Below are 18,342 nucleotides of genomic sequence, written 5' to 3'. Positions count from 1 at the left end.
TCCCCTCCCAATTTTGAATTGGGAGGGGATTTTAAGCTTTTTTCCGATTTAGGGACAGTCCTTTTTTTGGGTTAGTTCAAGTTCAATTGCACTAAGGTGTCGGGGGCGAGGAAGTGGGAAATGTGGTAAGCTCGCTCTTCTGTTTTTAGCAGGATTTTTTCGTAGAGGTAGCGCGTAGCTCGATCGCCCAAACTTTCTGCTTGTCCTGCTTGACGGCGCAACAAACCGATTATAGCTTGTTCGGCAGTCAAATCCTGTTCCAGCATTTGGCGGCACGAATACACGCCGTCGGCTTCCGGAGCGAAACAGCACATCTCGGCTAACTTGCTAAAGCTAGCTACGGGTATGCCGCCCAATCCGTTCAACCGTTCGCCCAATTCGTGGACGCTATCTTGAGCTTCTCCGTAGCTTTCTTCAAAGAATTTGTGCAAGGAGTAAAATTCTGCTCCTTCCACGACAAAATGATGTTTTTGATATTGCAGGTATAGAGCCTGAAAACTGGCCAGCAGCGCGTTCATCCCTTCACAAATCGGTGCTGTGACTGAATGTTCCAGTAGAACAGGGTTTTCGGCTATGTGGCCAAACGGTCTCAATGCACTCTGAGTCTGGGCCATGTGTGTTCTCCTTTCAATAGGCAGTGATTGTTGCCAATAGAGTTAGTCTAGCATCCCAGATCTGCCCGTCAAGCAGGGTCTGCCTCGATAGTGGAAGATTTTGTAGAGTAGGAAAAATTTTTTGTAAACCTATTGAGAATTATTAGCAGTTGCGTTATGCTGGAAAAAGATGCTCGTTCTGAGTGCTTCCTGAATGTGGGGCGAATCCTCCGAAGGCAGAAAGCAGCAGGCAAAAGGCTAAATTTTTCAGAAAGGGCTTTTGACAATCCTTGATTCTCTTCTGAAATCTGGCTTTTAACTTCTGCTCGCTATCAGTCCGGGTAAAAATTAATGCAAATTATTATTGTTGTCACAAGATGAATCCAGCCGATCGAGAGTTAGAAGTTTGTGAGATTGTGCAAGTTAGTTGGCTAGACAGGTGGCAAGTTTACAAACGCTTGCAAGAACTCGAAATCCCCTGCTGGTGTGCGGTTGACCAACCTTTGCGGGCAAAAGTCAACACTGTCAGACAAGCTGCTCAGCTAATGAGCGTGTTGAGGCAAGTTAGTGCCCCTCGGCGCGAACTGGTTCAGTTGCTGGAGTGCGGAAGACGGAAGACGGAAGAAGGAAGACGGAAGAAGTAAAAATAATGATGCGATTCAACGCATAAATACCTTCACTGGCGACGTTTTCTTGTCAAGTTTGATAATTTTCACCGAACAGTCAACCCAGGAGTTATGACAATGTATAAGTCTGGCAAGCAAGTTTCTGAATTCAGCCTAGAGGGAGAAATCCTCAGCCTGATTATTGAAGATGGTTATAAACTTAAATATTTGCGTATTAGCAGCGATCGCAAAGTAGAATACCTTGTTAAACTTTCCAAGGAATTGCGGTCATTTTTAGCGCCTGTTTTGACTCCTGGGTTGAGAGTTCAAGTTGCAGGTGAGAAAGAACTCAATTTGAAAAACGGTAAAATAAAACTGAAAGCTCACAGCCTCACTCTGGCTCGGGGCCACAACGATCGATCGCCCGAACACCTCGACTCTACCAGCGTACCTGCTGGGGTACTGACATCCGTTGGCGCGATCGGCAAAACCGAAGTCACCACTCCCACAGCAGCTCAAACTGTCAAAGCTGCGGCAAAAACTCAAACCAAAATATTAGTGTGTCAAAAATCTGACTGCCAGAAGCGGGGCGGCGCAGCAGTCTGTAAAGCTTTAGAAAATGCTTTGAATGCACGGGGTTTAGAAGAGCAAGTGACTGTTCAGGGAACCGGATGTCTCAAACAGTGCAAAGCAGGGCCAAATATAGTGGTGATGCCGGACAAAACTCGCTACAGTCGCATCAAACCGGCAGAAGTTCCAGCAATTGTTGACAAACATTTTGCAGTTGTTAAAGTTTAGCCGATCGCAGGAAATCTCGGAATGCCCGAATGTCGGAGTCCCCAATCGGAGAATTTTGCTTGTGACCAATGCCCTGCTTGCCCTGCTTGCCCTGCTTGCCCAATAACCAATAACCAATAACCAATAACCAATAACCAATAACTAGGGGCTTTCTTTTAGATAATCTATAAGGATAGACTGTATCTGAGACCCTGTGACTATTGGGATAAAAAGCCATGTCAGAAGCTGATCTTCGAGCCAGTCAGCACCAACCCCACCCTGCTGTTCGATCCGAGAACGAAGGATTGCAGTCAAATTTTGCTGCTGCTGGGGGTTTTGAGCCGATCGCCCCCCGTCCGACAGATACTCCCGCAACGGTGCCCCAACAGCCAGAAGAAGACTGGCAAACACTAGATTTTCCCAACGCGATCAGCGTAGATGCAATTCCCACAACACCCTCCCCGAACAATTTGCCATCTCAGACACAGCCGCCAGAGGTGGGATCGCCCGTGATTTCAGACAATCTCAAAAATCTGCTTGGGAATGCCGAACAGGCTAAGAACAAAGGATCGACACCAGTTACCCTCATGCAAGCGCTGCACGAATGCAACCGCGACCTTTTGCAGCGAATCGCTCAGCTAGAAACAGCCCTCGAAGAGTCCCACAACAAATTGGAGAATCGCGAAACGTTACTAGAACAGCGGACTGCTGAACTAGAAAGCATTCAAGAACAATTGACGCGACTGTTTGGGAAAGTGGAAGTTTCCCATCAAACTCTGCAAGGTCAAGAAATTTTAGTGGAAAGTTTAAGCAGTCAGTTGACAACCAGCCAAACCAGGTTAGCGATTGTGGAGCGAGAATGTGCGTCTACTGTGCAGCGCTACAACGAACAGTTTCACCAGCTAGTAGCTACCGAAAATGTTTGCAGGGAATTGCGATCGCGCTTGCACCGCCAGCAGCGCCACACTCTGCAATTTAAAGCTGCTTTGGAAAAAAGTCTGGAAAGGCCACAGAAATCTCCAATTATTGAGCCACCTGACGAGGCGGAAGATAGCGCCCACAAGCAATTAGAATCCTTGCTAGCGGCAGTCAGAAGCTCTCAGAGTCCCCTGCCACCAGCCTTCAACGCTGCCCCTGTCCAAGCTTGGTCAGATCCCGAAGAGCATCTAGAGGCAGCGCTTGCTGAATATGCGATCGACCCTGAATCGATCGCAAATATGGAACTTAACAAATTAGCCCAAGCATCCGGCATTCAATTGCAGGAGACGGAAACCTACCAGCCGTTTGAGCCAGCAACTGACTCGCCCCTTGGGGTTGCGGAACCTCAACTGCCGGCGGCTGAGCCTGAACCTGAACCAGAAACTGCTGCGCCCACCTTAGGCAGCCAAGAATTGGCTAAGGCGGTTCAAATTTTGAATTCAGTGGAAACCTTTGGCCTTCAGGAAGTGCGATCGAGTGCGGTCAAACCTACAGCAGCCGGACAACCCGAGTGGCTGACCTTGATTTCCAATCCGTTGCGGGCTTCTAAAAAACGTCGATCGCTGGCTGAAATTGAATTGCCGAGTTTTCGATAGCAAACGCAAGTTGACAGTTGACAGTTGACAGTTGACAGTTGACAGTTGATAGTTGACAAAAGAAGGAAGAGGATTGGAGTAATCAATCGTCTTCTTTTAATTTCTCCCGATCAGGGTTCCGGCTTTAAACCAATTCTTTATGGTAATTGGTAATTGGTAATTGGTAATTGCTCAAATTTACCAATTACCAAAAAGACAGATCGTCGTTTGGGTTTTGACCGGAAAAATATTATTCCGAGTGCAGTGCGAGCGTCTCGCTCGCGTGTTCAACGTCAGCGAGATCCTCGCGTGTTCAACGTCAGCGAAACGCTCGCACTCAGCTATCAACTGAAAACTCTTTTTTCCCCTTTCCCATGCCGTAGGTGAGAGCATAGCTGGTAGCCAACAGCCACAGCCAAACACCCGGATATCTGGGTTCCAACCAAGGCTGTACCTTGCGGGCGAAACTGGGTAGCCATCCGAACAGCCAACTAGCTAAAGCCAACAGAGTAAAAGTCAAGTAACTCCCCAACCAGCGCCAAACATCCCCCAAGGTGACAAAATCTAAAATCCACAGCAGCAGAGAAGGATTTTTTCCGGCTGCTTCAATCGCCAATCGATTGAAAGTTAGCCAATCGACTCTATCTTTGATAAAAGTTTCGGCTACGGTGAGTTCTTGTCCTGCCAAAATGCCGAAGAAGGTATTGAGAATTGAATTAATTCTCTGGGGCGGCAAACTGCGGCCGGTGGGAACCATCATCCCTTTAGAAAACAGCCAAGTTACTGACACGTTGCTCTGGTAGGCGCGAATTTGGTTTAAGTGATTGGCACTTAATAAATCGTGTTTTAATGCTGTATCCAAAAGGTCAGTTAAGCGGAAAAGATTGCGGACGAGGGAGCCGAAACCGGTGAATACTAAGGGAGATTGCAAAGATGCTGCATCGCCGATCGCAATTAGGCGATCGACTGCCACGGCGCGATCGCTGCTGTTGCTGCTAAAATGCCCCGGAATATAACCAAAAGTCGGCTTTTTCCACACCAATTTGTCGATATCGCAGCGACGGTACTCCGGCAGAATAGCGAAAAAGTCCTCGTACAGTTCTAGCAAAGAACCGGGATTTTCGGGATGTACTTGGTGGTAGTGAAATAGATAAACTGTCAGTTCTCCACCAGCAGCGGGAAACAGTTCCCAAATGAGCTGGCGCCCCCGGGAGATGTCGCCGTGACTGTAGAGAACATCCCCGTAGTCAGAATCCCAAACTCCAGGCTCAAATCCTCCGTCAATGGCAGCTCCGACGGTGGGGCAAACGCTGTCAAACGCCCGTCCTCCGTTCAATTGCCAAGCGATGGGAGAAGCTGAACCCATGGCATCCACGAGCAGTCGGGCGGAGGTTGTGCGATCGGCTTTTGTCGGCAAGTGGCTGGCTTGAACCACTACTTTTTTTGCTTCAACATCGGCTCTAACAAATTCAGTTTCGTCCCAAATTTCCCCGCCAGCTTCTGTTAGCTTAACTCCCGCCAAATACAGCAATTTTTCGCCATCTAAAGCTATATTCAGCACCTTCGGCGTGTGCAGGATTGGGGCTTGAGCAACGGTTGGATTGTTAGCATCAAAAAACTTGTTATAGCCATCTTTATATTCTCGCGCAATCAAAGTTTCGATTTCCGCAGCCGTAAACAAACCCAAATCAATTAAGCTTTGAATTTCATCCCGCGAAATATTCCACTCGCGATTCATCCGCCCGAAAGGCATTCTTTCCAGCAGCAGCACTCGGTAGCCCAATCTCGCCATGACTGCGGCGTGAATTACCCCCAACGCCCCGCCAATATAAATCAAGTCGTAAACAGTATCCCCAACATCCGACACCGAAACTGTGCCTTCTTTCTTCTCCCCTCTTCCTTCTTCCTTAAAACTATCCCCAACATCCGACACCGAAACTGTGCCTTCTTCCCTCTTCCCTCTTCCTTCTTCCGACTTCCCTCGGACTTCTTCCTTCTTCAAAAACACTACTTGCTTTGGCGCTTGAGGATTGCGAGTACCTTCACGCCAGCGCTGCTCCCACCAGTAGACGCGCTGGAGGTCGTATTCGCCTTTGGGCATTTTTTTGAAGTATTTGACGGTAAGGGGGTAATAGGGGGCAAGAGCTTCAAAAATTGACTGTTTGGAGAGGTCTATGACGGGGGGTTCCGGGTATAGCTCTGGAAACTTGTTTCTTACAGCCAGATTCAGAGTTTCCAGGAACTTTCTTTCTCCAGCGGGTGCGTCTTCGATACGAAAGACTTTTAAATAAGTTGTGCGCTGGACTGACCAGACAAAGGTGGAAAGTTCTGTCGATCGCGAATTGCGGTTTTCGGAATTGCTATAGGCGAATGTCGGTTTTAGATTAGCATTTTGAGATCCAGATTTGACCAATTCGGCTGCTGTTACGTTGGAAAGCAGGCGAAAACCGTCAGGAGTAATAATTTTTTCTCCGATTCCGGGATCGAATTCCTGTTGCAACCAAGTGCAGACGGCTGCTGTATCGGGTGTCGGGACTTCTAAATAAAGAATTTCTTGCATTTTAATGTCTCAATTCTCAATAAATTCATAAAGATGGGGGAGTTGACAAGGGAGCAAAGTAGGCTATACTCCCAAATACTTATTTAGTTTTAAATAAGTTTACATTGTTCTCAGATTTTTAGCTAATTGGCTGGAAACCCCGCAGTGGCTGAATATCTACTTTCTTCGGTATGCAATTTCATGAATTATCCCATTCCTACGAATCCTCAAGAAATGATTGCTTTGCGACAGCAGCCGCTGAATGAAGAATTGGTGGCATCTGCGATCGTGGGTGTGGTTCAGATTGCCCGATCGCGATCGCAGTCTTTGGATGAGTTAAAGGCTGAGGTACTGGCGGACGACAATCTGCTCGATTTGACTCAAAGGCGCTGGCTGAGTGAGATTGTGGCTCAAGCTTGGGAAAATTTGCCCTAAATTGTCAAAATCAGAAGCATTCGCCAGTGCTATCGAGCCGGGGACAATAAGCTGATGACAGCTACATTGTCCGGTAGAATTGGCGATCGTGCAAAAATTATAGACTTATGGCATAAATCTTTGATTGGGGAAACCGCAGATAAACGCAGATAAACGCAGATGACTTTCAAGATAGTTTGAGTTTCACAGGTTAGCTGCGTTTATTAAGTATTTTAATATGCCAATAATTTGACTGATATTATCAATAAAATAATCATTTAAATCCACTTCCATAATTTGATTGCTAAGTCGTAAAAATTTCCAGTTTGTTCCGGTTGTGACCACTCCATATATTTCGGAAATATTATTGTTTCGTCTTTCATTAAAAATTTGAGCTGCAATCATTTCTGCCATACATTGTGGCAATCCAGCTTGGATATCATCATTTTTAGCTTCTACTAAGGCGACAACCGGGGCTTTAATTAAAAGTTGTTCTGGAGAACGACTAATTAGAAAATCACAAAAACCAGTCAATCCTTTTTCTAAATCTACATTAAACTCTTTTCCTGAAAACAAGCTAATTTGATACTTAAACTGCTTTCTCAGTTCTACTAAAATAGGTGTAACAATTAATTCTGAGCGAGCTTTTTCGGTATTAATTGCTAAAGCTAAAGAGATATTTTCTTGCAGGGTTTGACTGAGAAGGTCGCTATACTCGGATTTGGGTAAATTGGCAAAAATACCAACTTTGTCAGCAATGGTGATGCCAAAGTTGGTTTCAATCATTTCTAGGTTGATGAATTGACTGTATGACATTCTTTTAAAAGTGCGATCGGGAACTAAATCTAAATAAAAGTCGGCGGTTGAAACCGCATCTACACAAACGATGTCCGCCTCCGCGGACTAAGAAATAAAGGGATATTAAAGTTTATAAGGCTTAGCCACTAACGCAATTCAACTTCTCGCTTAACTTCTGCTAAAACCCGATCGCCCCGCGTCAACCGATATTCTGCGCGCCACACTCCGGGAGTCAGGGGAGAATTTGTGCTGTTTCTTTTGCCGACATAACGCAACCAAGTGCGGCTGGGGGCTGGAATTTCCTTGCTGTCGTTGACGATAGTTTTGCCATCGGGTGCAAATATTTTGTATTGTTCGCGATCGCCCTTGAGGACTCCGTAACTCTGCACCCAAAACAATAAAACCGGACTGTTGACAGGTAGTTGAGTTTCCGAAAATTGTCCCGCCCAGACAGTATTCTCATCCGGCGGCTTGGGGGCAAAACCGGCGCGAATTAAACCGGTAGAAACATAGTCGATCGGCTTGTCCCAAATTGGATTGCGGGCAATGTTGCAGCCTAACTTCGCGTCTGGCCCGACAAACGGATCTACTGGCTTACCTTGGTACCGAAAAGTGACGTGTACGTGGGGGAAAGAGGCTAAGCCAGAGTTGCCCACCATGCCCAAAACAGTGCCTTTTTGTACCTGCATTCCCGGTTTGACAACAAGGCTGTTTTGGCGGAGGTGGCAATATTGGGCTTCCCAGCCGTTGCCGTGATCGATTACCATACCGTTGCCGCATTCTGTACCTGCGACGTTGGTTTTGTCTGTCTGGTTTTGCAAACGCCGATCGACTACACCATCTCGCACTCGCAAAACTTTGCCCGCAGCGGAGGCGACAACGGGGACTCCTTTAGCCATTGCTTTGGCGTCGGGAATGGCAAAATCTATGCCGTCGTGCCCGTCGTAGGTTTGGCGCCCGCAGCCGAATTCAACGGCGCCAGGGCTTGGATCGCGATCGAAATAGTGCATGACAAAACAGTCTTTTCCTAGGGTACAGGCGATCGGCTGACCGAATTTCGGGCTGTTGGGCTGTTGGGCGACTGCTGAGGAGACGAGGCGTTGGGCGATCGAGTTGGCTTGGGCGATCGGCGCATTAACTCCCGTGTTATTACCACAGCTAGAAATAGTTGTCAACCCCACGGTCAACAAAATTGTAGAAATCTGTTTTTTTGATAGTAAAATCATTCGCCAGTGGGATGTAAAGCTGAGGTGGGTAGTGAAAAATCTATTAATCATTCAAAATATACTTGCTCAGGAATCTAGACGATCGATCGGGCGTTTTCGTTTCCTAGATTTGTTGTAAGAAGAAGGAAGAAGGAAGAAGGAAGAAGGAAGAAGGAAGAAGGAAGAAGGAAGAAGAAGGAAGAAGAAGGAAGAAGAAGGAAGAAGAAGGAAGAAGAGATACACAGCAAGCCTTTTAGCGATCGGAATTTGACGCTTGATTAGGTGAATTTACTGATTTTCCCGGTTTTTGGTTGTTAATTGTTAATTACTTAAAAAATGCTCTCTAAAATTCGATCGCTGATTTCGATAATTCGGCTTGGTGGCCTAGCTGTTGCTGGTTTGGCGATGTGGGCATTTGCCACCATTGCCCATGAGGTTTTGGACTCGGAAACAGACGCTTTTGATAAATCAATTTTACTATATCTCAGGAGCCTGCACGATCCGGTGCGCGATCGCATCATGCTCGCCTTGACATTTTTTGGGGAACCAAATTTGCTGCTCATGCTGAGCGTGAGTTTGGGTATTATGTTGTGGGTGCGCCAACATCGATCGGAAGCCATAACGATCGCAATTACCGGCGCTGGGGCTGTTGGTTTAAATATGCTTTTAAAACAACTCTTTGCGCGCGATCGACCTCAACTTTGGGAGCGCGCGGTTGAGGTAAAATTTTACAGTTTTCCTAGCGGACACGCAATGATTTCAATGGTTGTTTACGGTTTGCTAGGATATTTTTTGGCTGCGCGCTTTCCCAGACAGCGCTGGTTGATTTACGGCTTGACAGTTGTATTAATTGCTGGCATTGGTTTGAGTCGGCTTTATCTCGGAGTTCACTGGCCTACGGATGTTATTGCTGGTTATATTGCGGGTTTTGTATGGCTGCTTGCTTGCATTTTTAGTTTGGAAGTATGGAAGCAGTTTCATGATTCTCGTCCTATTCCTGAAGAAAAGTTTTTGTCACCTGAATCCCAAAATCTAACCGAGAAATAACCAGAAACAAGGTTCGTAGTGAGGACTTCAGTCCGCAATAAGAAGGACTAAAGTCCTCACTACGAACCATGAAGAACAATTTCCTTTTGGGTAAAACACATGGCAATTCCTTTTTCGTAGTAAGCCGCCTCGTTAATAAAAATTGGATATACGGTCGATTTACCTTCATACAAAACAGACTCGCCCTCAAAGGTCAAAAACATTGGATCGCCCGGATTCAATGCTTCATAATCTTTCGATTGTAGCTGAGGATGAATCATTGCCTGAATTTCTCCAGAGTTGTTTCTCGGATAGTCGATCGCCCGAATGCTTTGATAAATAGTCAGGGAATTATTGACAACGGGCATTGTGCCTAGATTGTAGGCTTCTGTGCAATCTAATATTGTCCCGATAACTTGCTCGGTTTGCTGAAACCAAGACGCATCTAAAACACCTTGCGCGACTGCGCCAACTTCCAGCGTACCGCCTAACTCAGAAATCGATCGCAACAAAGGACTATCTTGATGATTGCTTGGCGAAGCCAGTAACTTGAGGTGAGGATAGATAGAGGTTAAATAAGCTGCTAGTTGCAGGTTAAAGGGATGCTGGCTGGCGAGAATAAATGTTAGCCCCATGTTCGATGTGGTGCTGTGCAAATCGATGATTAAGCTTTGTTGCTCGGTGTTTTTTGAGCTAAAAATGTGATATATCTCTTTTGCCCGCTGGGCTTCGTAGCTGGAGAGGTGGGGATTTTCTAAATCTTGCTGGCGAAAGCAGCGGTTGAGGTCGATGTCGATGTAGCGTCTGCCAATTTCGCAGGCTTTGGGGTTGGCTAGCAGGGCGATTGTTTCAAAAGTCGATCGCCCAATTAACTCTGGCGCGCGATCGAACTTCTTCACAAGGTAAACTCCTGTGAGTTCGTTTCCGTGGGTTCCTCCCACTATGGCAACACGTTTAATTTGATTCATAAACAAACAAGTTTCTATGCCAAGCCTACCACCATTTGTCATCTCTTGGTAACGCAGACCTCAGAAACCGGGTTTCTCTCGCTTATTTCTCATCACCCAACCAAAGGATTCATAGAAACCCGGTTTCTCGCCCCATGCGAAAATCTCAGAAACCGGGTTTCTCTCGATATTTCTTGTCACCCAACCAAAAACTCGTAGAAACCCGGTTTCTCACCCCTTGCAAAAATCTCAGAAACCGGGTTTCTCTCGCTTATTTCTCGTCACCCAACCAAAGGATTCATAGAAACCCAGTTTCTCGCCTTGATGCGGTTTCTCGCCTCCAATCGCCAATTGTTCCGGATCTTCCAAATTTCTGCCAGAATAGAAGCAAGATGCCGGGGAAACACACGCGGAGACTAAGGATATGACACGCGAGGAAGCACTGCGACGAATTAATCTAGCTACTGATGAAAAATTTACAAAACTTGATTTGTCGGGATTGGAGTTGCAGGAATTGCCACCGGAGATTGCCAACTGTACGCAACTTGAAAGTTTAGATTTGAGCGGTATTGGTTTAACAGAAATCCCAGAAACTATCTGCAAACTCTCGCATCTGTCAGTGCTTGACTTAAGTTACAATCAGATTGCAGAAATCCCAGATGCGATCGCCCAACTATCCAATCTGACAGACCTTGACCTCTATAATAATTGGATTAGTTTCATCCCAGAGGCACTCGGAAAACTGTCAAACCTGAAACTGCTCGATCTCAGTTACAATCAGATTACCGAAATCCCAGATGCGATCGCCCAGCTAGCGAATCTGACAGACCTAGACCTGTATAATAATCGGATTGCAGCCATTCCAGACTCTCTCGCCCAACTATCCAATCTGACAAGGCTTTACCTCACGAACAATCAGATTACAGCAATCCCAGAGGATCTCGGTAAATTATCGAATCTGACAGAACTTAACCTGAGTAAAAATCAGATTACAGCAATCCCAGAAACTCTCGGTCAACTGTTTAATTTAACACAGCTCAATTTTAGCAAAAATCAGATTGCAGCTATCCCGAAAACTCTCAGTCAACTATCTAATTTAACACAGCTTAATCTCAGCAACAATCAGATTGCAGTCATCCCAGAGGAACTCGGGAAACTGTCGAATTTGACACAGCTTTACCTGATGACAAATCAGATTGCAGCAATCCCAGATACGCTAGGACAGCTATCGAATTTAACACGGCTTGACCTTCTCGGCAATCAGATTGCAGCAATCCCAGAAGCGATATGTCAACTGTCGAATTTGACACGACTCGATCTCGATAAAAATCAGATTACAGCAATTCCAGAGGCGATCGCCCAACTATCCAATCTGACACTGCTTTATCTGATGAGCAATCAGATTATCCAAATCCCAGAGGCGATATGCCAATTGTCGCATCTGACAGGGCTCAAGCTCAATGATAATCAGATTACAGCAATACCACAGGCGATCGCCCAACTCTCAAATCTGACAGAACTTAACCTCCGATACAATCAGATTACAGCAATCCCAGAGGATCTGGCCCAACTCTCGAATCTGACACACCTTTACCTCAGCAGCAATCAGATTGCAGAAATTCCTGAGAGTCTCGCGCAAATGTTGAATCTGAGACAGCTTCACCTGAATGATAATCAGATTACAGCCATCCCAAGGGCGATCGACTGCATGGAGAATCTGGAAAAACTCGATTTGCGGGGTAATCCAATTCCAGGGGAAATTTGATATGCTTGTTGGGGCGATCGCCACCGCGCAGAAATCGATCGCATTATAGTTTCCCATCAAACCGAATAGTAAAATAGTAGATAGCTAAAAGAGGAAGTTTAAATATGGAACTGAATGAGTATTTTCATTTCTTAGCAGCGGATGATATTCGCATTAAAGGACATCGCATCGGGATTGAGACAGTGCTATATGAGTATTTGTATCGGGAACGCACCGCCGAAGAAATTCAGCAACTCTATCCATCTCTAACTTTAGCAGAAGTTTACACAACTATTTTGTATTATTTGCTGAACAAGGAATCAGTAAGTCAATATATACAAGATTGGTTGGAATGGTCGCATCAGCAGCGAAAAATACAAGCAGCAAATCCTCATCCGGCTGCGGAAAGATTGCGAAAATTGAAGGCAGAACGGGAAAGGCAAACTGCGATCCAGGGTGCTTGAGAAATGGCGCTTAAATATTTGATGGATGAGAATGTTACGCCAATTTATGCGACACAACTTCGCCGGAAACGCCCCGATCTAGTAGTTTGGGCAGTGGGCGACATTGGTACGCCTCCGAAAAGTACCCTCGATCCGGATATTTTGATTTGGTGTGAGGATAATCGTTTTATTTTAGTGACGAACAACCGCAAGTCAATGCCCGTTCATCTGGCAGATAATATGGCGGTCGGCAGACATATTCCAGGGATTTTCGTTTTGAACTCAGATTTAAGTATTGGGCAAAATATTGAGGAATTAATTTTGATTGCTGATGGTTCATTCGATGATGAATACCAAGATCAGATCGTCCATCTCCCGCTAACATAAACCGAGTGGCCAGAAACCGGGTTTTTGCGAGAATTGTTGGTGACAGCGCAGAAACCCAAAAAAACCCGGTTTCTTAGATTGTCGCGGGGGCCAGAAACCGGGTTTTTGCGAGAATTATTGGTGACAGCCCTAGATATGGGAAAAAACCCGGTTTCTTAGATTGTCGCGGGTGGCCAGAAACCGGGTTTTTGCGAGAATTGTTGGTGACAGCCCAGAAACCCATAAAAACCCGGTTTCTTAGATTGTCGCGGGTGGCCAGAAACCGGGTTTTTACGAAAATTGTTGGTGACAGCGCAGAAACTCAAAAAAACCCGGTTTCTTAGATTGTCACGGGTGGCCAGAAACCGGGTTTTTGCGAAAATTATTGGTGACAGGCGCAGAAACTCAAAAAAACCCGGTTTCTTAGATTGTCACGGGTGGCCAGAAACCGGGTTTTTGCGAAAATTGTTGGTGACAGCGTAGAAACTCAAAAAAACCCGGTTTCTTAGATTTTGCGCGGGTGGCCAATTCCCCACCAACCAAAAAATCCTGTGACAAAAGATATGACGCGAGAAGAGTTGTTGCAGTTAATCGACAAAGCGGCTGATGAGGGCCAGACAGAATTGGATTTGGCGGGGTTGGGGTTGGAGGAATTGCCCCCGGAGATTGGCAAGTGCACGCAGCTTGAGAAGTTGGTATTGAAGAAGTACGATGAGCAGAAAGGACAATTTGTTGGGAATAAGTTAACTGAGTTTCCTGATGTTGTTCTTCAACTAACCAACTTAAAAATACTTAACCTCAGTAGGAATCAGATTACCTCGATCCCAGAGGGGATCGAGATACTGTCAAATCTGACACATCTTAGCCTTAGTGAAAATCAAATAACGGCAATCCCAGATGCGATCGGTAAACTGTCAAATCTGACATTTCTTAACCTTAGTGAAAATCAAATAACGGCAATCCCAGATGCGATCGGTAAACTGTCCAATCTGATATGGCTTAACGTTGGTGACAATCAAATAACGGAAATATCAGAGGCGATCGCACAACTGTCAAATCTGACATTTCTTAACCTCCGTAACAATCAGATCGCACAAATTCCAGATGCGTTAGCAAAGCTTTGCAAATCACTCATTCAACTGCCCAATCTGACAGAGCTTGACTTTAGTGACAATCAGATCGCACGAATCCCAGATGCGTTAGCAAAGCTTTGCGAAGCACTCATCCAAATGCCAAATCTGACGAAACTTCTCCTTCGTAATAATAAGATAGCACAAGTCCCAGATGCGTTAGAAAAGCTGTGTGAAGCACTCGTCCAAATGCCAAATCTGACAAAGCTTGACCTCAGTAGCAATCAGATTGCCCAAATCCCAAAAGCGATTTGCCAACTATCGAATCTGACAAAGCTTGTTCTCTATGGCAATCAGATTACCGAAATCCCAGGAGCGATTACCCAACTGTCGAATTTGACAGAGCTTTTCCTCAATCGCAATCAGATTACCGAAATCCCAGAAGTGCTTGCTCAACTGTCAAATCTGATACGACTTTCTCTCGGTTTAAATCAGATTACATCCATCCCTAAAGTCATTGGCCAACTGTCCAATCTGACCAGACTTTACCTCAGTGAGAATCAGATTACATCCATCCCTGAAGTCATCGGCCAACTGTCCAATCTGACAGAACTTTCCCTCAGTGAGAATCAGATTACCGAAATTCCAGATGCGATCGCCCAACTGTCAAATCTGACAGAACTTTACCTCGGTCACAATCAGATTACGGTAATCCCAGAGGCGATCGCCCAATTAACTAATCTCACTGAACTCGAACTTGATAACAATAAAATTGAAAAGATTCCCGAATGCTTAGAAACACTCCCAAAACTTGAAAAACTCGACCTCCGCAACAATCCCCTGCCCATTTCTCCAGAAGTTCTAGGCCCGGCAAACTGGAGAGAAAAACCAGGTACTCCCGCCGCCATCTTCAACTACCTCCGCCAACTCCGCAGTGGCGAAGTCCTCCCCCTCAACGAAGCCAAAGTCCTCCTCGTCGGACAAGGCAGCGTCGGCAAAACCTCCCTGATCAACCGCCTCACCCACAACCAATACAACCCCAACCAGCCCCAAACCGACGGACTCAACATCACAGACTGGCAAATTACCGTCAACACCAAACCAGTCAAACTCAACGTCTGGGACTTCGGCGGACAAGAAATCTACCACGCCACCCACCAATTTTTCCTCACCAAACGCAGCCTCTACCTCCTCGTCTCCAACTGCCGCACCAGCGAAGACGAAAACCGCCTCGAATACTGGCTGAAACTGATCGAAAGCTTCGGCGACGCATCCCCCGTCATCCTCGTCGGCAACAAGTGCGACGAACAACCCCTGGATCTCAACCGCAAAGCCTTGCGCGACAAATATCCCAACATCAAAGCGATTATCGAAACCTCCTGCCAAAGCGGCACCGGCATCGACGAACTCCGCAGCGCCATCCACACCGAAATCTCCGAACTCAAAGAAGTCTACGATCTTTTGCCGCTAAGCTGGTTCCAAGTCAAGCAGCGCCTGGAAAACCTCGACAAAGATTTCATCAGCATCAGCGAATACGCCACCATCTGCGCCACAGAAAACATCCTCGCAGAAACCGATCAAACCCAACTCATCGGACTGCTGCACAACCTGGGCATTGTCCTCAACTTCCGCGAACACCCCATCCTGCAATCCACCAACATCCTCAATCCCCACTGGGTGACAGAAGGCATCTATGCTCTCCTCAGCGACGACGCACTCAAAGTCAAAACCAAAGGCATTCTCACCCACGCCGATCTCAGCCGCATCCTCGACTCAACTAAATATCCCAGCCACCGTTACAATTGCCTCACCGAGTTGATGGGCGAATTTCAACTCTGCTTCCCCCTCAGCCATTGCACCCCACGGACTTTCCTGATACCCGGCATTTTGCCGAAAGAACAACCGGAAAACACCGAACTCGAAGGCGAAACCCTGGAATTTCAATATCACTACCGCATCCTCCCCGACAGCATCCTGTCGCGTTTCATCGTCCTCATGCACGAGAAAATCCACAACTGCACCCACTGGCGCACGGGGGTAATGCTGGAGTACACCGAAGGCGCTGAAGTGTACAATATCGCCCGAATTAAGTCTGACCCGGAAGATGAGAAAATCTCGATCGCGGTTAGCGGGCGGGAATCGACGCGACGTTCTTTTTTGAGCATGATTCGGGATACGTTTAGCAAAATCCACAATTCTTTTGCGAATCTGGAAATCAGTCAATGGGTGCCGGTTCCGGGTTATCCCGATGCCGATCCGCTGGATTACGAGGAGTTGCTAGGATTGGAGGAGATGGGCGAGAATACGGTGCGTGTGGGGAAACTGAAACTTAAACTGGATTTGCGGCCGTTGTTGGATGGGTATGAGTCGATCGAACTTCGGCGCAGAAGGCAAAGGGGCGATGACAAATACGGAAGAGAATATGACGACCTTGTAGAAATCACTAAACTAGCAGTTAGTAGACCTATTATTAATAAAGCCGAAGCAAAAATGACTCAAAATACTCCCCAACATAATAACTTCTCCGGTGCACAAATCGGCAGCGTCGCTGTCGCGAACGAAATGAAAGACAACGCCCAACAAACAGCATCTGGTGGCATTGAAATCAATAACGCTAATACGGCGGAAATTTTGAAACTAATTTCATCAGATGTCGAAGCTGAAATCAAAAAACCGGAAAGCCAATGGAATAAAGCCAGGTTAAAGAAGAGCTTGACTGCGATGATTGGGGCGGCAACTGCGATCGCAATTCCGATCGCAGGGATGACTGATTTTGCTAGTAGTGCGATCGATTTAGGCGAGAAAGTAGGTATCGAAATCCAGCTACCATCATCACGCTAAATGTGGGGTCTAGAAACCGGGCTTTTTACGAAATACTTCATTCCTACCCACAAATTCGCTGAAAACCCGGTTTCTTTATTCAGAGTGCATCAAGATGTTTTTCATGAAGTTGTCAAAACAGCTTTGCAAAAAGAAGGCTGGCATATTACCCACGATCCGTTTCCGATTAGTGTGGGCGGTGTAGATATGTCGATCGATCTGGGAGCAGAAAGGCTGATTGCAGCAGAAAGGCAAGGCGAAAAAATTGCCGTTGAAGTTAAAAGCTTTTTGACAAAATCGTCGGCAATCTCCGAATTCCACAGAGCTTTGGGGCAGTTCATTAATTACCGAGCTGCACTGAAAGAAAAAGAACCCGATCGCATTTTGTACTTGGCTGTGCCATTAATAACTTACGAATAATTCTTTCAACTAGATTTTCCGAAAGCAAGAGTGGAGGAAAATCAGCTAAAAATGATAGTTTATGATACAGCAATTGAGGTAATTGTTAAATGGAAAAACTAATCAAATATCGGCAAATTGTACAGCAAATGTTAATGGAGTACGGCAACCGCAAACCTGCCCACGGAGACATTGAAGTCGAGACAATTCTTGATACAGAACGAGATCATTACCAAATCTTCTATGTGGGCTGGGACAAACAGACTAGAGTGCATCACTGTAGCATTCACATTGATATCAAGGGCGGGAAAATTTGGCTGCAATGGAATGCGACTGAAGATGATATTGCTGAAGATTTAGTCATAGCCGGAGTTCCCAAGGAGGACATTGTGTGGGGATTTCAGCCGCCGTTTATGCGAAAGTTTACTGGTTATGCAGTAGAATAGATCGCGAATCATGAAATATGCTTGCTACTTGTTGCTATTAATCTGTTTTTTCGGCGCCGCGCTTCCGGCTGAGGCTTCTGTCTGTCGCAACTATCAAGGGCGCGAGATTTGCATTGTCGATATCAAGCGCAGTGCGAAAAACTACTGGGAATACAGGGTAATTCTGAGTGTTGATGGAGTCAAGCAGCCTCTGGAAGTCTACAATTGCCGCAGCCACAGTACAGTTAAGCAAGATGGCACTGTTTTGGCGTTTGGACAAAACAATCCTGGTGAATTTGTCTGCCGTTTTTTTAATAAGAAATAGAAAAGTTCTTCAATTAACTCTTGTTTTTGTAATCAGATGTCTTATATTATAATGAGTGTCTGTCTGTTTTGCTCTTCTTTTTTCTTTTATCTGTTTTATGTGCGGTACTGGAAATGGCGGGACTGTATCGAGGCGGCTAATTCTAGCTGTATCACGCCAGATGGCGATAGTCTGATTGGCGGTGGTGCTTTTTGGATAGTTCCAGCAGTTGTATTTTTCGTGCCTTTTGCTGTAATTCTCTGTTTGAATTTATGGAGGAAATGTAGAGTTACAGAAGGCGATGACGATAATCA

17 protein-coding genes and 1 pseudogene are annotated in these 18,342 nt (G+C 46.0%); 13 read left to right on the top strand and 5 right to left on the bottom strand.

Translation table 11 applies throughout. The features are described from left to right. Positions 1–71: 71 nt before the first annotated feature. Positions 72–614, bottom strand: a complete 543-nt coding sequence (locus JGK20_RS24430; RefSeq protein WP_293210674.1) for a Dps family protein — start codon at positions 612–614, stop codon at positions 72–74. 356 nt (positions 615–970) lie between these two features. On the opposite strand from JGK20_RS24430, the gene JGK20_RS24425 reads away from it, so the two are divergent. The 3 genes from JGK20_RS24425 (at position 971) to JGK20_RS24415 (ending at position 3,549) form a co-directional block, all read left to right on the top strand. Next, complete coding sequence (locus tag JGK20_RS24425; protein ID WP_293232453.1) at positions 971–1,237, top strand: Asr1405/Asl0597 family protein; 267 nt, start codon at positions 971–973, stop codon at positions 1,235–1,237. 93 nt (positions 1,238–1,330) lie between these two features. Further along, positions 1,331–1,996 carry a (2Fe-2S) ferredoxin domain-containing protein gene (locus JGK20_RS24420; RefSeq protein ID WP_293232451.1) on the top strand — a complete coding sequence of 222 codons (666 nt, stop codon included), beginning with the start codon at positions 1,331–1,333 and terminating at the stop codon, positions 1,994–1,996. Positions 1,997–2,211: 215 nt separating this feature from the next. Then, complete coding sequence (locus JGK20_RS24415) at positions 2,212–3,549, top strand: hypothetical protein (RefSeq protein ID WP_293196973.1); 1,338 nt, start codon at positions 2,212–2,214, stop codon at positions 3,547–3,549. 316 nt (positions 3,550–3,865) lie between these two features. Here JGK20_RS24415 and JGK20_RS24410 read toward each other — a convergent pair whose 3' ends face one another. Next, the gene (locus JGK20_RS24410) at positions 3,866–6,088 is read right to left on the bottom strand and encodes a flavin-dependent dehydrogenase (protein WP_293232449.1); all 2,223 of its coding nucleotides are present in this window, start codon (positions 6,086–6,088) and stop codon (positions 3,866–3,868) included. Positions 6,089–6,268: 180 nt separating this feature from the next. Between JGK20_RS24410 and JGK20_RS24405 the strand changes: the two genes are divergently transcribed. Continuing rightward, positions 6,269–6,502 (top strand): hypothetical protein, encoded by a 234-nt coding sequence (locus JGK20_RS24405; RefSeq protein ID WP_293153381.1) that lies wholly within the window; start codon positions 6,269–6,271, stop codon positions 6,500–6,502. Positions 6,503–6,685: 183 nt separating this feature from the next. Here the strand turns inward: JGK20_RS24405 and JGK20_RS24400 are convergent, their stop codons facing one another. Together JGK20_RS24400 and JGK20_RS24395 are read right to left on the bottom strand one after the other, a co-directional pair. After that, entirely contained in the window at positions 6,686–7,267 is a 582-nt protein-coding gene (locus tag JGK20_RS24400) for a hypothetical protein (protein ID WP_325314830.1), read from the bottom strand. Positions 7,268–7,425: 158 nt separating this feature from the next. Continuing rightward, a complete protein-coding gene (locus tag JGK20_RS24395) occupies positions 7,426–8,556 on the bottom strand; it encodes a M23 family metallopeptidase (protein WP_293232447.1) in 1,131 nt (376 codons plus the stop codon). A 264-nt stretch (positions 8,557–8,820) separates the two neighbouring features. On the opposite strand from JGK20_RS24395, the gene JGK20_RS24390 reads away from it, so the two are divergent. After that, positions 8,821–9,531 (top strand): phosphatase PAP2 family protein, encoded by a 711-nt coding sequence (locus JGK20_RS24390; protein ID WP_293204880.1) that lies wholly within the window; start codon positions 8,821–8,823, stop codon positions 9,529–9,531. Between the two features lie 59 nt (positions 9,532–9,590). Here JGK20_RS24390 and JGK20_RS24385 read toward each other — a convergent pair whose 3' ends face one another. Then, the gene (locus tag JGK20_RS24385) at positions 9,591–10,478 is read right to left on the bottom strand and encodes an aspartoacylase (protein ID WP_293216119.1); all 888 of its coding nucleotides are present in this window, start codon (positions 10,476–10,478) and stop codon (positions 9,591–9,593) included. A 403-nt stretch (positions 10,479–10,881) separates the two neighbouring features. On the opposite strand from JGK20_RS24385, the gene JGK20_RS24380 reads away from it, so the two are divergent. The 8 genes and pseudogenes from JGK20_RS24380 to JGK20_RS24345 all read left to right on the top strand — a co-directional run. Further along, complete coding sequence (locus JGK20_RS24380; protein WP_293232445.1) at positions 10,882–12,222, top strand: leucine-rich repeat domain-containing protein; 1,341 nt, start codon at positions 10,882–10,884, stop codon at positions 12,220–12,222. 104 nt (positions 12,223–12,326) lie between these two features. Beyond that, positions 12,327–12,665, top strand: a complete 339-nt coding sequence (locus JGK20_RS24375) for a DUF433 domain-containing protein (RefSeq protein ID WP_293232443.1) — start codon at positions 12,327–12,329, stop codon at positions 12,663–12,665. A gap of 3 nt (positions 12,666–12,668) precedes the next feature. Beyond that, on the top strand, positions 12,669–13,031 hold the full coding sequence (locus JGK20_RS24370) for a DUF5615 family PIN-like protein (protein ID WP_293232441.1): 363 nt from the start codon (positions 12,669–12,671) through the stop codon (positions 13,029–13,031). A gap of 530 nt (positions 13,032–13,561) precedes the next feature. Further along, on the top strand, positions 13,562–16,921 hold the full coding sequence (locus tag JGK20_RS24365; protein WP_293232439.1) for a leucine-rich repeat domain-containing protein: 3,360 nt from the start codon (positions 13,562–13,564) through the stop codon (positions 16,919–16,921). An 84-nt stretch (positions 16,922–17,005) separates the two neighbouring features. Further along, positions 17,006–17,422 (top strand): annotated as a pseudogene (locus JGK20_RS24360) (element excision factor XisH family protein). After that, entirely contained in the window at positions 17,410–17,745 is a 336-nt protein-coding gene (locus JGK20_RS24355) for a XisI protein (protein ID WP_293183425.1), read from the top strand. The pseudogene JGK20_RS24360 and the gene JGK20_RS24355 overlap by 13 nt, the downstream one beginning before the upstream one ends. 10 nt (positions 17,746–17,755) lie before the next feature. Beyond that, a complete protein-coding gene (locus JGK20_RS24350; protein ID WP_293223874.1) occupies positions 17,756–18,049 on the top strand; it encodes a hypothetical protein in 294 nt (97 codons plus the stop codon). A 36-nt stretch (positions 18,050–18,085) separates the two neighbouring features. Continuing rightward, positions 18,086–18,342, top strand: a 257-nt coding sequence (locus JGK20_RS24345; protein ID WP_293232437.1) for a hypothetical protein, incomplete at its 3' end; no start/stop codon positions are given.

The organism is Microcoleus sp. PH2017_05_CCC_O_A (assembly GCF_020738785.1).
GTDB lineage: Bacteria > Cyanobacteriota > Cyanobacteriia > Cyanobacteriales > Microcoleaceae > Microcoleus.
This window is presented reverse-complemented; position numbering and strand designations above follow the sequence as displayed.

Bases quoted from the DNA above. Each gene is read 5' to 3' on its own strand.
- JGK20_RS24430 (WP_293210674.1), bottom strand. From the start codon at position 614: ATGGCCCAGACTCAGAGTGCATTGAGACCGTTTGGCCACATAGCCGAA.
- JGK20_RS24425 (WP_293232453.1), top strand. From the start codon at position 971: ATGAATCCAGCCGATCGAGAGTTAGAAGTTTGTGAGATTGTGCAAGTT.
- JGK20_RS24420 (WP_293232451.1), top strand. From the start codon at position 1,331: ATGACAATGTATAAGTCTGGCAAGCAAGTTTCTGAATTCAGCCTAGAG.
- JGK20_RS24415 (WP_293196973.1), top strand. From the start codon at position 2,212: ATGTCAGAAGCTGATCTTCGAGCCAGTCAGCACCAACCCCACCCTGCT.
- JGK20_RS24410 (WP_293232449.1), bottom strand. From the start codon at position 6,088: ATGCAAGAAATTCTTTATTTAGAAGTCCCGACACCCGATACAGCAGCC.
- JGK20_RS24405 (WP_293153381.1), top strand. From the start codon at position 6,269: ATGAATTATCCCATTCCTACGAATCCTCAAGAAATGATTGCTTTGCGA.
- JGK20_RS24400 (WP_325314830.1), bottom strand. From the start codon at position 7,267: ATGATTGAAACCAACTTTGGCATCACCATTGCTGACAAAGTTGGTATT.
- JGK20_RS24395 (WP_293232447.1), bottom strand. From the start codon at position 8,556: ATGATTAATAGATTTTTCACTACCCACCTCAGCTTTACATCCCACTGG.
- JGK20_RS24390 (WP_293204880.1), top strand. From the start codon at position 8,821: ATGCTCTCTAAAATTCGATCGCTGATTTCGATAATTCGGCTTGGTGGC.
- JGK20_RS24385 (WP_293216119.1), bottom strand. From the start codon at position 10,478: ATGAATCAAATTAAACGTGTTGCCATAGTGGGAGGAACCCACGGAAAC.
- JGK20_RS24380 (WP_293232445.1), top strand. From the start codon at position 10,882: ATGACACGCGAGGAAGCACTGCGACGAATTAATCTAGCTACTGATGAA.
- JGK20_RS24375 (WP_293232443.1), top strand. From the start codon at position 12,327: ATGGAACTGAATGAGTATTTTCATTTCTTAGCAGCGGATGATATTCGC.
- JGK20_RS24370 (WP_293232441.1), top strand. From the start codon at position 12,669: ATGGCGCTTAAATATTTGATGGATGAGAATGTTACGCCAATTTATGCG.
- JGK20_RS24355 (WP_293183425.1), top strand. From the start codon at position 17,410: ATGGAAAAACTAATCAAATATCGGCAAATTGTACAGCAAATGTTAATG.
- JGK20_RS24350 (WP_293223874.1), top strand. From the start codon at position 17,756: ATGAAATATGCTTGCTACTTGTTGCTATTAATCTGTTTTTTCGGCGCC.